Here is a 13818-nt window from a genome sequence, read left to right on the forward strand (position 1 = left end):
CCCGTTTAAAAAGCACATAAACCGTGCTAGGAGGAGACAAGCAGGACGCTTCAAGCAGAAACCGTCCACCTGCTTATTCGGTTGTCTGGAGGGCTACTTGAGCCCCTTGCGCGCGCCGATCGCGGTCGATGTGCGCAATAAGTCCGAATTTCAGTGCAGGTGAAGGGCTCCGGCGGCCTTGCCCTTGCCGGCGCGAGCCGGGGGGTTGCACAGGCCGCAGACGTATTGGCGCGCGATCTCGTGGGGGTGGGTGACGAAGTGGCCACCGCACTTGGTGCATTTGGTGAGGGTGAGCATGCCGTTGTCGACGAATTTGACCAGGCGCCAGGCGCGGGTCACGGACAGCAGGGGCTCGAGGCCTTGAGCTTGCGTTTGCTCGAGGTAGAGGCGGTAGGCCTTGATGACGGTGTCGATCTCGTCGATCGCGGCGACCTTGTTGAGGTACTCGTGGATGTTGAGGAAGAGGCTGGCGTGGATGTTGGGCTGCCAGGTCATGAACCAGTCGGTCGAGAAGGGCAGCTGACCCTTGGAAGGCGACTTGCCGGCGACTTCCTTGTACAGGCGCAGCAGGCGCTCGTAGGACAGATCGGTCTCCGATTCGAGCACCTGCAGCCGGGCACCCAGCTGGATCAGGGTGATGGCGCGGTCAATCTGGCGGGCTTCGGTCAACAGGCTCTTGCTGCGCATGGCGAATTCCTCGTGCATCCTCGCGAGCGCTCGGGCGCGGCGCGATGGGGGCGTTCCGACTGAGGGCAGTCGGCTCAACAGTTGCGAACTCAGGCGGCTTCTTGGTGACGGCCAGCCATCAGGATGCTGGCGTGCAAGCGGCCCACGCTTTCGTTGGCGGAGGATTTGCCATGGTTGGTCAGCAGGCCCCAGACCATGTCGTCGTCGATACGCATGCGGCACAGCAGCGTGTTGCCGGCGGCGACCTTCATCATTTGAGCGGGGGTCAGCACGGCGATCAGGTCGGCGGTTTCTTCCGAAATGCCGAGGCGGAACAGGGCTTGTTCGCGGTCTGCGCGAATCAGGCTCTGTGCGAGCATCAGGTACGACAGGTTGGTTTCGCGGATCTCAACCAGGATTTGATCGGCGTTCATGGCGGCGGTGTTCATGCTTGGCTCCAGTTCAAGTTTGTGACTGAGTTAACGAAACGTCTGCTTGTCGTCGGGCGTTTGTTGTTTTGGCCTCAACGTGAAACGAATTCTGAACACCGGGTCTCGGTTCCTGAATAGGCGGGGCGCTGTATCCCGTGTAGTTGCACGGCGCAACGTTCTGTAAGAAAAAATCTGACAAAGTTGATTTGTCAGCGATGAAAAAGGGGCAAGTCCCAGCCTATTTGCAAGCCGGTTTTCGGGCCGCTTTTCCCTGTGAGAACAGGGCTTGCCGCAGGTCGCTGATCGCGCCTTGTGCAGTGCGTCACGCCGGCCCGTCACCGGTGTCGGAACGGCCGGTTTGCAGGGCGGCTTGTAAGACGCGTGAGGCGGCGATCAGGCCGCCAAGTCATCCAGCCAGCGCTGAATCAGGGCCGCTGAAGCCGCCTCGAGGGCCGGACCGTGCTGCCGCGAGGCGGCGCGCAGTGCATTCACGTCGATACCGGCGCCACTCAGCTCGCCGGTGTGGCCGATCAGCCATTGCTCGATGCGGCGCCAGTCGGCCTCGGCATGGAACTGCAGGGCCAGCGCGTGCCGGCCGTGGCTGAAGGCCTGGTGTGGGTACAGCGTCGTGCTGGCCAGCAGCGCGGCGCCCTCGGGCAGATCGAAGGTGTCGCCGTGCCAATGCAGCACGGGCAGGTCGCGCAGCACGCCCAAGGGCGAGGCCAGCCCGGCTGCCGAGAGCTGCAGCGGGCTCCAGCCCAGTTCCTTGCGCCCGCCGGGGTAGACGCGCGCACCCAGCGCTGCCGCCATCAATTGCGCCCCGAGGCACAAGCCCAGCGTGGGGCGTCCGGCCAGCAGCCGCTGCCGCAGCGCGGCGATCTCGGCGGTCAGAAACGGGTAGCGATCGGCCTCATACACCCCGATGGGGCCGCCGCACACCACGAGCAGATCGGCTTGCTCCAGATCGTGGGGCGTCGCGTCCACGCCCGCATCGACCGAGCGGATCGCGTAGCCGCGTTCTTGCAGCGGGGCGGTGAACAGGCCGGCATCTTCAAAAGCCAGGTGGCGCAGAACGAGGGCGGTTTTCATGATCGATCAGCAGGTATTGGGCAGGCGGTTGGCGGCAAGAATGAGTGGGCGCACCGGATTGTGCATGCGAGCCGCCCGATCCGCAGCAAAATTGGGGTCATATCAACCTGACGACGCAAGGATCGACTTTCCATGGCCCGATTGGCCCGATTGGCGGTGGCTGGCTGGCCGCATCTGGTGGTGCAGCGCGTGCACGACGGCCAACTGTTGGCGCGCGACGATCTTGACCGCGCCACCTTGCTGGCGGCCCTGCGCGACGCGGCGCGCGTGACGCAAGTTGCCGTCCACGCCTATTCGTTCGACGACAGCCGCCTGCTGCTGCTCGCCACGCCGTCCGACGACACCGCCCTGAGCGCCATGATGCAGGCCTTCGGGCGCCGCTACGTGGCGCTCTACAACCGCCGCCATGCGCGCACCGGCAGCCTCTGGGCCGAGCGCTTTCGGGCCACGGTCATCGAGCCGGCACGGTATGTGCTGCCCTGCATGGCGTATGTCGAACTGCACTCCACTGGGGCGCTGGCGAGCGGGGCGGGTCTGCCGACCGTCAGCGGCTGGGGCGCGCGGGTGGCCGAAGATCGCTGGTCCAGCGGGCCGCATCACCTGGGCCGCCGCGCCGACCCGCTGGTCACCGACCACCCGCTGTACTGGGGGCTCGGCAACACGCCCTTCGAGCGCGAAGTGGCCTACCGCCGCTTGCTGGACGAAGGCTTGAGCGCGGCCCAGGTGGCCGACATCGGCGCGGCCGTGCACAAGGCCTGGGCGCTCGGCGGGGCGGCATTCGTCGCCGAGCTTGAGAAGTCGAGCGAGCGTCGCCTGGCCCCTCTGCCGCGTGGCCGCCCGCGCAAGGCGTAGATGTGTCCCCAATTTACTTGCTGTTCGTCACGACCTTTCTGCTTTTTGGGTTCTGACCCCATTTGTTTTGCCTTGAATCTCGACCCTCTGGGAAGTATCCTTGTCACATTCCCTTCATTTTGATAGTTGGAGAGCGCCATGACTCAGGCGAACTCGGGGACGGCGTCCCCTCAAGAAATCAAAGCCCTGGCCCAAGCCGGCCTCTACGATCCGGCCAACGAGCACGACGCGTGCGGCGTGGGTTTCGTGGCGCACATCAAAGGCCAGAAGGCTCACGGCATCGTTGAGCAAGGCCTGAAGATCCTCGAGAACATCGACCACCGCGGCGCGGTGGGTGCCGACCCGCTGATGGGTGACGGCGCCGGCATCCTGATCCAGATCCCCGACGAGTTCTACCGCGCCGAAATGGCCAAGCAGGGCATCGAGTTGCCCCCGCCCGGCGAATACGGCGTCGGCATGATCTTCCTGCCGAAAGAAAGCGCTTCGCGTCTGGCATGCGAGCAAGAGCTCGAACGCGCCATCAAGGCCGAAGGCCAGGTGCTGCTGGGTTGGCGCGACGTGCCGGTGGACCGCGACATGCCGATGTCGCCCACCGTGCGCGAAAAAGAGCCGGTCATCCGCCAGGTCTTCATCGGCCGCGGCCCGGACATCCTGGTGCCCGACGCGCTCGAGCGCAAGCTCTACGTGATCCGCAAGACGGCCTCCAGCGCCATCAACGCGCTCAAGCTCACGCACGGCAGCGAGTACTACGTGCCCAGCATGAGCTGCCGCACCATCATCTACAAGGGTCTGCTGCTGGCCGATCAGGTCGGCAAGTACTACAACGACCTGCGCGACGAGCGCCTCACCTCGGCCATCGCCCTGGTGCACCAGCGCTTCTCGACCAACACCTTCCCCGAGTGGCCGCTGGCTCACCCGTACCGCATGGTGGCCCACAACGGTGAAATCAACACCGTCAAGGGCAACTTCAACTGGATGCGCGCTCGCGAAGGTGTGATGAAGTCGCCCGTGCTGGGCGACGACCTGCACAAGCTCTACCCGATCAGCCTCGACGGCCAGTCCGACACCGCCACGTTCGACAACGCGCTCGAACTGCTGACCATGTCCGGCTACCCGCTGGCCCACGCCGCGATGATGATGATCCCGGAAGCCTGGGAGCAGCACACGCTGATGGACGAGCGCCGCCGCGCCTTCTACGAGTACCACGCCGCCATGATGGAGCCGTGGGACGGCCCCGCCGCGATGGTCTTCACCGATGGCCGCCAGATCGGCGCCACGCTGGACCGCAACGGCTTGCGCCCCGCTCGTTTCATCATCACCGACGACGATCTGGTCGTGCTGGCATCCGAATCGGGCGTGCTGCCGATTCCTGAGAACAAGATCGTCAAGAAGTGGCGCCTGCAGCCGGGCAAGATGTTCCTGATCGACTTCGAGCAGGGCCGCATCATCGAAGACGAAGAGCTCAAGGCCACGTTTGCTCGCGCCAAGCCCTATCGCCAGTGGATCGAGAACGTGCGTATCAAGCTCGACTCGATCGAAGGCCAGGGCGGCACCGGCGGCTTCCGCGAGTCGATGCTCGACCGCCAGCAAGCCTTCGGCTTCACGCAAGAAGACATCAAGTTCCTGCTCGCCCCGATGGCCACGGCCGGCGAAGAGGCCACCGGTTCGATGGGCAACGACAGCCCGCTGGCCGTGCTGTCCGGCAAGAACAAGCCGCTCTACAACTACTTCAAGCAGCTGTTCGCGCAGGTCACCAACCCGCCGATCGACCCGATCCGCGAAAACATCGTGATGTCGCTGGTCTCGTTCATCGGCCCCAAGCCCAACCTGCTCGACATCAACGCGGTCAACCCGCCGATGCGTCTTGAAGTTTCGCAACCCGTGCTCGACTTCGACGACATGGCCCGTCTGCGTGCCATCGAGAAGCACACCGGCGGCAAGTTCAAGCCCTACGAGATCAACATCACCTACCCGGCGGCCTGGGGCCACGAAGGCGTTGAAGCCAAGCTGGCTTCGTTGTGCGCCGAGGCGGTCGATGCGATCAAGAGCGGCCACAACATCCTGATCATCACCGACCGCGCCATGGACCGCGACCACATCGCCATCCCGGCGCTGCTGGCGCTGTCGGCCATCCACCACCATCTGGTGCGTGGCGGTCTGCGCACGTCGGCGGGTCTGGTGGTCGAAACCGGTTCGGCCCGCGAAGTGCACCACTTCGCCGTGCTGGCCGGCTACGGCGCCGAAGCCGTCCACCCCTATCTGGCGATGGAAACCCTGGCCGATCTGGCCAAGGAGTTGCCGGGCGAGTTGTCAGCCGAGAAGGCCATCTACAACTACGTCAAGGCCATCGGCAAGGGCCTGTCGAAGATCATGTCCAAGATGGGCATCAGCACCTACATGTCGTACTGTGGCGCTCAAATCTTCGAAGCCATCGGCTTGAACAAAGACCTGATCGACAAGTACTTCCGTGGCACGCCCACGCAAGTCGGTGGCATCGGCGTGTTCGAGGTGGCCGAGGAAGGCATCCGCAACCACAAGGCGGCCTTCGGTAATGACCCCGTTTTGGCCAACATGCTTGACGCCGGCGGCGAATACGCCTGGCGTACTCGTGGTGAAGAGCACATGTGGACGCCGGACGCGATCGCCAAGCTGCAGCACAGCACGCGCTCGGGCCAGTTCGATACCTACAAGGAATACGCCCAGATCATCAACGACCAGAGCAAGCGCCACCTGACGCTGCGCGGCCTGTTTGAATTCAAGTTCGACCCGGCCAAGGCCATCCCGGTCAGCGAGGTCGAATCGGCCGCCGAGATCGTCAAGCGCTTTGCCACCGGCGCGATGTCGCTGGGTTCGATCAGCACCGAGGCCCACAGCACGCTGGCGCTGGCCATGAACCGCATCGGCGGCAAGAGCAACACCGGCGAAGGCGGCGAAGACCAGGCCCGTTATCGCAACGAGCTCAAGGGCATCAAGATCAGCTCGGGCACGAAGGTGTCGGACGTGGTGGGCAGCTCGCGCATCGAGGCCGACTACGAGATGCAAGACGGCGACAGCCTGCGCTCGAAGATCAAGCAGGTGGCCTCGGGCCGCTTCGGTGTGACCACCGAGTACCTGGTGTCCGCCGACCAGATCCAGATCAAGATGGCTCAGGGCGCCAAGCCCGGTGAAGGCGGTCAGCTGCCGGGCGGCAAGGTGTCCGAGTACATCGGCAAGCTGCGTCACTCGGTGCCGGGCGTGGGCCTGATCTCGCCGCCGCCGCACCACGACATCTACTCGATCGAAGACTTGGCTCAGCTGATCCACGACCTGAAGAACGTGAATCCGAAGTCGGACATCTCGGTCAAGCTGGTGTCCGAAGTGGGCGTGGGCACGGTGGCCACCGGCGTGGCCAAGGCCAAGGCCGACCACATCGTGATCGCCGGCCACGACGGCGGCACGGGCGCGTCGCCCTGGTCGTCGATCAAGCACGCCGGCACGCCGTGGGAGCTCGGCTTGGCCGAGACGCAGCAGACGCTGGTGCTCAACCGCCTGCGCGGCCGCGTGCGCGTGCAGACCGACGGCCAGATCAAGACCGGCCGCGACGTGGTGATCGGCGCGCTGCTGGGCGCCGACGAGTTCGGCTTCGCGACCGCGCCGCTGGTGGTCGAGGGCTGCATCATGATGCGCAAGTGCCACCTCAACACCTGCCCGGTGGGCGTGGCCACGCAAGACCCGGTGCTGCGTCAGAAGTTCTCGGGCAAGCCCGAGCACGTCGTCAACTACTTCTTCTTCGTCGCCGAAGAGGCGCGTCAGATCATGGCGCAGCTCGGCATCAAGAAGTTCGACGACCTGATCGGTCGCGCCGACCTGCTCGACATGAAGAAGGGCATCGAGCACTGGAAGGCCAAGGGCCTGGATTTCAGCCGTGTCTTCGCGCTGCCCCCGGTGCCGGCCGACGTGCCGCGTCTGCACGTCGACACGCAGGACCACGGCCTCGACAAGGCGCTCGATGTTCGCCTGATCGAGAAGGCCAAGCCCGCCATCGAGCGCGGTGAAGCCGTCAAGTTCATGGAAGTCGCCAAGAACGTCAACCGCACCGTCGGCGCGATGCTGTCGGGCGAGCTGATCAAGCACCACCCCGATGGGCTGCCTGATGACACCGTGTTCATCCAGATGGAAGGCACGGGCGGTCAATCGTTCGGGGCTTTCCTGGCCAAGGGCATCACGCTGTACCTGATTGGTGAAGCCAACGATTACACCGGCAAGGGCTTGTCGGGTGGCCGCGTGGTCGTGCGTCCGAGCATCGACTTCCGTGGCAACGCCACCGACAACATCATCGTCGGCAACACCGTGCTCTACGGTGCGACCAGCGGCGAGGCCTTCTTCCGTGGCGTGGGCGGCGAGCGCTTTGGCGTGCGTCTGTCGGGCGCCACGGCGGTGGTCGAAGGCACGGGCGACCACGGTTGCGAATACATGACCGGCGGTACCGTGGTCGTGCTGGGCAAGACCGGTCGCAACTTCGCGGCGGGCATGTCGGGCGGCGTGGCTTACGTGTACGACGAAGATGGCCAGTTCGCCAAGCGCTGCAACACGGCGCAGGTGTCGCTGGACAAGGTCTTGCCGGCCGCCGAGCAGCAGACCAGCGTCGACAAGGCCATCTGGCACCGTGGTCAGACCGACGAGGCGCTGCTCAAGAAGCTGATCGAAGACCACCATCGCTGGACGGGTTCGCTGCGCGCCCGCGAGATCCTCGACAACTGGGGTGCCTCGCTGGGCAAATTCGTGAAGGTCTTCCCGAACGAGTACAAGCGCGCGCTGGGCGAGATCAACGCCAAGCAAGAAGCCGACGTCACCATCGCCAAGGCCAAGGGCGACGACAAGGGCGGCAAGCCGGCCACCGGCAAGAAGGCCAAGGCCTGATCGGCTGGTCTGGATCGAACTAGGAGTTCATCAAATGGGAAAAGTAACTGGCTTCTTGGAATTCGAGCGTCTCGAAGAGGGCTATGAGCCCGTCGAGAAGCGCGTCAAGAACTACAAAGAGTTCGTCATCGGCCTGAGCGAAGACCAAGCCAAGGTGCAGGGGGCACGCTGCATGGACTGCGGCACGCCGTTCTGCAACAACGGCTGCCCGGTCAACAACATCATTCCGGATTTCAACGATCTGGTGTACCGCGGCGACTGGAAGAACGCGATCGACGTGCTGCACAGCACGAACAACTTCCCCGACTTCACCGGTCGCGTCTGCCCGGCACCGTGCGAAGCGGCTTGTGTGCTGAACATCAACAACGATGCCGTGGGCATCAAGTCGATCGAGCACGCCATCATCGACCGCGCCTGGGCCGAAGGCTGGGTCAAGCCGCAGCCCGCCGCTGTCAAGACGGGCAAGAAGGTCGCCGTGGTGGGTTCCGGCCCCGCCGGCATGGCCGCGGCCCAGCAGCTGGCTCGCGCCGGCCACGCCGTGACCGTGTTCGAGAAGAACGACACCATCGGTGGCCTGTTGCGTTTCGGCATCCCCGACTTCAAGTTCGACAAGTCGCACATCGACCGTCGCGTCAAGCAGATGGAAGGCGAAGGCGTGGTCTTCAAGACCAACACCATCGTCGGCGAACTGCCCAAGGGCTCGAAGGTCACCAACTGGGCGCAGCACACCGTTTCGCCCGAGCAGTTGAACAAGGAGTTCGACGCGGTGATCCTGGCCGGCGGCGCCGAGCAATCGCGCGACTTGCCCGTGCCGGGGCGTGACTTGGCGGGTGTCCACTTTGCGATGGAATTCCTGCCGCAGCAAAACCGCGTCAACGCCGGCGGCAAGGTCAGCGGCCAGATCATGGCCACGGGCAAGAATGTGATCGTGATCGGCGGCGGCGACACCGGCTCCGACTGCGTGGGCACCTCGAACCGCCACGGCGCCAAGAGCGTCACCCAGTTCGAGCTGATGCCGATGCCGCCCGAGCAAGAGAACAAGGAGCTGACCTGGCCGTACTGGCCGATCAAGCTGCGTACCTCGTCGAGCCACGAAGAAGGTTGCACGCGCGAGTTCGCCATCGCCACGAAGGAATTCATCGGCGAAGGCGGCAAGGTCACCGGCGTCAAGACCGTGCACGTCGAGTTCAAGGGCGGCAAGTTCGTCGAGATCGCCGGCACCGAGAAGGTCTACAAGGCCGACCTGGTGCTGCTGGCCATGGGCTTCACCAACCCGGTCGAGACGCTGCTGAGCGGCTTCGGCGTCGAGAAGGACGCGCGCGGCAACGCCAAGGCATCCACCGACGTCGGCGGCTACAAGACCAACGTCGGCAAGGTGTTCGCTGCGGGCGACGTGCGCCGGGGGCAATCGCTGGTGGTGTGGGCCATCCGCGAAGGTCGTCAGGCCGCCCGTGAAGTCGATGCCTTCCTGATGGGCTCGACCAGCCTGCCGCGCTGATCGTCCGCTTAGCGTCGGGCGCTGTTCGTCAGTGCCCGAACCGCTCCATGAAGCCGCTCCCGGATCGCTCCGGCGAGCGGTTTTCTTTTGTGGCCGACGAATTGACGGTGAATTCAGGTGGTTTACGCGGCAGCAAAGCCACAGCGGCCGGAGGATAAATGCGCTTATCTCCTATGATCGACTCCTCGTGCCCGACGCTTTGTTGCGCGGGACGGGTTTCATTCGCAACGGATACATGTCCTCAGTCAGCGCGCCTGCCACCGAATCCTCTCAGCCCTCGACCGCCTCTGCGCTGGTCGAGTTGCGCGGCGTCACCTGCGGCTACGGTGATCGGGTCATCCTGCACGACATCGATCTGATCGTGCCGCGCGGCAAGGTCGTGGCCCTGATGGGTACCTCGGGTGGCGGCAAGACGACCGTGCTGCGTCTCATCGGGCGCCAGCTCACGGCGCTCAAGGGTCAGGTGCTTTTCGACGGCGTTGACGTGGCCACGCTGGACCAACGTCAGATGCAGGCCACGCGCCGTCGCATGGGCATGCTGTTCCAGTTCGGCGCGCTGTTCACCGACCTGTCGGTGTTCGACAACGTGGCGTTTCCGCTGCGCGAGCACACCAACCTGACCGAGCCGATGATTCGCGACCTGGTGCTGATGAAGCTCAACGCGGTCGGTCTGCGCGGCGCGCGCGACCTGATGCCCAGCCAGGTGTCGGGCGGCATGTCGCGGCGCATTGCCCTGGCACGCGCCATCGCGCTCGACCCCGAGCTCATCATGTACGACGAGCCTTTCGCCGGGCTCGACCCGATTTCGATGGGCGTGGCCGCGCGCCTGATCCGCGAGCTCAACGACACGCTGGGCGTGACCAGCATCGTGGTGTCGCACGACGTCGAAGAAACCTTCCTGATCGCCGACCACGTGGTCTTCCTGGCCAACGGCACCATCGCGGCCCAGGGCACGCCCGACGAAATGCGCCACAGCGACGACCCCCTGGTGCGCCAGTTCGTGCGGGCCGAACCCGATGGGCCGGTGCGCTTCCACTACCCCGCCGCCAGCTTGCGCGACGACTTCCTCGGGAGGTCGGCATGATGAAGTGGTTGCATCCCAGCGAGCTCGGCTTTGCCGTGCGTCAGTTGCTGGTTGACCTGGGCTATGCCGCTCGCATGCTGGTGCGCCTGTTCACCCTGCTTGGCGTGGTGTTGCGCCGGCCGCGCCTGGTGACCGAGCAGATCCACTTTCTGGGCAACTATTCGCTGGCCATCATCCTGGTGTCCGGTTTGTTCATCGGCTTCGTGCTGGGCTTGCAGGGCTACAACATCCTGCAGCGCTACGGCTCCAGCGAGTCCTTGGGCCTGCTGGTGGCCTTGTCGCTGGTGCGCGAGTTGGGCCCGGTGGTGTCGGCGTTGCTGTTTGCGGGGCGGGCGGGCACCTCGCTGACCGCCGAGATCGGCCTGATGAAGGCGGGCGAGCAACTCGCCGCCATGGAGATGATGGCGGTCGACCCCGTGCAGCGCGTGCTGGCGCCGCGCTTCTGGGCCGGCGTGGTCGCCATGCCCTTGCTGGCGGCGGTGTTCAGCGCCGTCGGCATCATCGGCGGCTGGGTGGTCGGCGTGCTGATGATCGGCGTGGACTCCGGCGCGTTCTGGTCGCAGATGCAGACCGGCGTCGAGGTGTTCGAGGACGTCGGCAACGGCATGATCAAGAGCCTGGTGTTCGGCATCACGGTCACCTTCGTGGCCTTGTTGCAGGGCTACATTTGCCAGCCCACGCCGGAGGGTGTGTCGCGTGCCACCACCCGCACGGTGGTGATCGCGTCGCTGGCGGTGCTGGGTCTCGATTTCATACTCACGGCCATGATGTTTTCGATCTGAGCCGGGCGGGAGAGCAAAACATGCAACGTGCAAAACATGATGTCTGGGTGGGGCTTTTCGTGCTGATCGGCGCGACGGCCATCCTGTTTCTGGCCCTCAAGGCGGGCAACCTGCTGAACCTGTCGTTCGACGAAACCTACTCGGTGGTGGCGCGTTTCGACAACATCGGCGGACTCAAGGCTCGTGCCGCCGTCAAGAGCGCCGGCGTGGTGGTGGGCCGCGTGGCCGCGATCACGTTCGACGACAAGACCTATCAGGCCCAGGTCGAGCTCAATCTGAACAAACGGTTCGTGTTCCCGAAAGACAGCTCGGCCAAGATCCTGACGGCCGGTCTGCTGGGCGAGCAATACATCGGCCTGGAGCCCGGCGCCGAAGAAAAGAACCTGGTGGCGGGTGACGTGATCAAGCAGACGCAGTCCGCCCTGGTGCTCGAATCGCTGATCAGCCAGTTCCTCTACAGCAAGGCGGCCGACGCCGGGGAGGGCAAGAAATGAAACTCACGCGCGCATTGCCGGTCATCGCCGGCGCGGTGCTGGTTGGTTGGTCGACGGGGGCTGCGGCAGTGCAGGCCTACGACCCGCTGGAGGCCTACAACCGCCAGGTGTTCTCGTTCAACCGCGGGCTGGACGATTACGTGCTGAAGCCGGTGGCGACCACCTACCAGAAGGCCGTGCCGAACTACTTTCAAGACGGCATCCACAATTTCTTCTCGAACGTGCGCGACGTCTGGTCGGCGGCGAATCTCCTGTTGCAGGGGCGCGGTGGCGATGGGCTGAACGAGGTGCTGCGCGTGGGCGTCAACAGCACGTTCGGCCTGCTGGGCTGGCTCGACATCGCCAGCGAGATGGGCTTGCAGCGGCACAACGAAGACCTCGGCCAGACGCTCGGCCGTTACGGCGTGGGGCCGGGGCCCTACATCGTCTGGCCTTTCTTCGGGGCTTCGACGCTGCGCGATTCCGTCGACATTCCGGCCTACTGGAAGGTTGCGCCGGAGCCCTACGTCGAATACATCCCCTCGCGCAACATCATGTGGGCGGTCGATATTGTCAGCACCCGGGCTTATCTGCTCAACGCGAGCAAGTTGCTGGACGACGTGGCGCTCGATCCGTACACCTTCACGCGCGACGGCTACCTGCAGCGACGTCGCAGCCAGATCTACGACGGCGACCCGCCCGATGAGCCCGAAAGTGACGATTCGTCGAGCGACGCGGGGCGGCAACCGGCCACGCGTCTGCAAGGCGCGCTCGAATTGCGGTCGTGGTCGAGCGAAGCCAACGGCGGCGGTGGGTTGATGGTCTTGCGTCGCGGGCCCCTGGCGGCCAAGGATGCCGCCGCGAATGAGGACGTGCGCGCCGCCGAGCCGCGTGGCGAGTCGCGCGTGCAGCCCGTGGCGCGCACGGGCTGGAGCGCGGTGGCGTCGGAGCGGCCGCGCGATACCGATTTCGTGCCCGCTCCCTGAGCCTGGCGTCTGGCGCCGGAGTTGCAAAATAGTGTCAAGCGGGTCAACAGCGCCCGATGCCGTGCGTTGAAAGGGCACGGCAGTTCAAGTCTGTCGAAAGGAAGATCATGTTCAAGCGTTGGATGTCTGTCGTGAATCGGGTGTTGCTGGCCGTATCGATCGTGTCGGCACCTTTGCTGGCCTCGGCGCAGCAAGCTACCGCACCCGACGAATTGGTCAAGCAGCTCTCGACCCAGGTGCTCGAAACCGCCAAGCGCGACAAGGGTCTGCAATCTGGCGACGTCGCCAAGCTGACGGCGCTGGTCAACACGGTGATCATGCCGCACGTCAACTTCGAGCGCATGACGGCCTCGGCGGTCGGCAAATATTGGCGTCAGGCCAACCCGCAGCAGAAGCAGCGTCTGCAAGACGAGTTCAAGGCCCTGCTGGTGCACACCTACGCGGGTGCCCTGTCGCAGGTGAAGGACCAGACCATCGAGTACCGCCCGATGCGCTCCAAGCCTGAAGACACCGAGGTGGTGGTGCGCAGCTTCGTGCGCGGCAAGGGCGACCCGGTGCAACTTGACTACCGTCTTGAAAAGTCGGTCGACGGCTGGAAGATCTACGACGTGAACGTGCTCGGTGCCTGGTTGGTCGAAAACTACCGCAACAGCTTCTCGCAAGAGATCTCGGCCTCGGGCATCGACGGCCTGATTGCCAAGCTCAGCGAGCGCAACAAGACCAACGCGGGCAGCGCATCCGGCGCGGCCAAGGGCTGAGGCAGGGCGCACGCGATGCTGCTGCTGCCCGCCGTCCTGACGCACGAGCAAGCGCGCGACACCGTGCGCCTGTTTCGCGAATCGGCTGCCCGCATCGAGGGCGCCGAGCTGGTGCTGGACGGCTCGGCGTTGCAACGCTTCGACTCGTCGGCGCTGGCTGTGATCGTCGAGTGCCAGCGACTGGCTTCGGCGCGCGGGCAGACCTTCGTCGTGCGGGGGCTGCCGTCCAAGCTGCTCGAACTCGGGCGGCTCTACGGGGTGTCCGACCTCATCGGCGCATCGGCCACGCCGGCCTGACGG

Annotated in this window: 12 protein-coding genes; 9 read left to right on the plus strand and 3 right to left on the minus strand. The window is 64.8% G+C overall.

The window, feature by feature from the left end:
- Nucleotides 1-150 precede the first annotated feature (150 nt).
- The 3 genes from flhC to ACE3SS_RS01790 all read right to left on the minus strand — a co-directional run bounded on the left by flhC (nt 151) and on the right by ACE3SS_RS01790 (nt 2186).
- A complete protein-coding gene (gene flhC, locus ACE3SS_RS01780) occupies nt 151-687 on the minus strand; it encodes a flagellar transcriptional regulator FlhC (protein ID WP_374590648.1) in 537 nt (178 codons plus the stop codon).
- An 89-nt stretch (nt 688-776) separates the two neighbouring features.
- The gene (gene flhD / locus ACE3SS_RS01785) at nt 777-1100 is read right to left on the minus strand and encodes a flagellar transcriptional regulator FlhD (protein ID WP_374590712.1); all 324 of its coding nucleotides are present in this window, start codon (nt 1098-1100) and stop codon (nt 777-779) included.
- A gap of 390 nt (nt 1101-1490) precedes the next feature.
- A complete protein-coding gene (locus ACE3SS_RS01790; protein WP_374590650.1) occupies nt 1491-2186 on the minus strand; it encodes a glutamine amidotransferase in 696 nt (231 codons plus the stop codon).
- Nucleotides 2187-2318: 132 nt separating this feature from the next.
- Here ACE3SS_RS01790 and ACE3SS_RS01795 point away from each other — a divergent pair, with 132 nt between their 5' ends.
- The 9 genes from ACE3SS_RS01795 to ACE3SS_RS01835 all read left to right on the plus strand — a co-directional run bounded on the left by ACE3SS_RS01795 (nt 2319) and on the right by ACE3SS_RS01835 (nt 13815).
- On the plus strand, nt 2319-3038 hold the full coding sequence (locus tag ACE3SS_RS01795; protein ID WP_374590652.1) for a transposase: 720 nt from the start codon (nt 2319-2321) through the stop codon (nt 3036-3038).
- Nucleotides 3039-3176: 138 nt separating this feature from the next.
- Entirely contained in the window at nt 3177-7937 is a 4761-nt protein-coding gene (locus tag ACE3SS_RS01800) for a glutamate synthase-related protein (protein WP_374590654.1), read from the plus strand.
- A 34-nt stretch (nt 7938-7971) separates the two neighbouring features.
- Nucleotides 7972-9435, plus strand: coding sequence for a glutamate synthase subunit beta (locus ACE3SS_RS01805; protein ID WP_374590656.1), 1464 nt, complete (start codon nt 7972-7974; stop codon nt 9433-9435).
- Between the two features lie 235 nt (nt 9436-9670).
- Nucleotides 9671-10519: an ABC transporter ATP-binding protein gene (locus tag ACE3SS_RS01810; RefSeq protein WP_374590658.1), complete on the plus strand. Its 849-nt coding sequence runs from the start codon at nt 9671-9673 to the stop codon at nt 10517-10519.
- Nucleotides 10519-11301: a lipid asymmetry maintenance ABC transporter permease subunit MlaE gene (gene mlaE / locus ACE3SS_RS01815; protein ID WP_374590714.1), complete on the plus strand. Its 783-nt coding sequence runs from the start codon at nt 10519-10521 to the stop codon at nt 11299-11301. The genes ACE3SS_RS01810 and mlaE overlap by 1 nt, the downstream gene beginning before the upstream one ends.
- Before the next feature lie 20 nt (nt 11302-11321).
- The gene (gene mlaD, locus ACE3SS_RS01820; protein ID WP_374590660.1) at nt 11322-11795 is read left to right on the plus strand and encodes an outer membrane lipid asymmetry maintenance protein MlaD; all 474 of its coding nucleotides are present in this window, start codon (nt 11322-11324) and stop codon (nt 11793-11795) included.
- Nucleotides 11792-12760: a VacJ family lipoprotein gene (locus ACE3SS_RS01825; protein WP_374590662.1), complete on the plus strand. Its 969-nt coding sequence runs from the start codon at nt 11792-11794 to the stop codon at nt 12758-12760. Before mlaD ends, ACE3SS_RS01825 begins: the two co-directional genes overlap by 4 nt.
- Before the next feature lie 107 nt (nt 12761-12867).
- Nucleotides 12868-13518, plus strand: coding sequence for a phospholipid-binding protein MlaC (locus ACE3SS_RS01830; protein WP_374590664.1), 651 nt, complete (start codon nt 12868-12870; stop codon nt 13516-13518).
- Between the two features lie 15 nt (nt 13519-13533).
- On the plus strand, nt 13534-13815 hold the full coding sequence (locus ACE3SS_RS01835; RefSeq protein ID WP_374590666.1) for a lipid asymmetry maintenance protein MlaB: 282 nt from the start codon (nt 13534-13536) through the stop codon (nt 13813-13815).
- Nucleotides 13816-13818 lie beyond the last annotated feature (3 nt).

The sequence above is a fragment of the Aquabacterium sp. genome, from assembly GCF_041915145.1.
In the GTDB taxonomy this organism is placed as follows: Bacteria; Pseudomonadota; Gammaproteobacteria; order Burkholderiales; family Burkholderiaceae_C; genus Aquabacterium.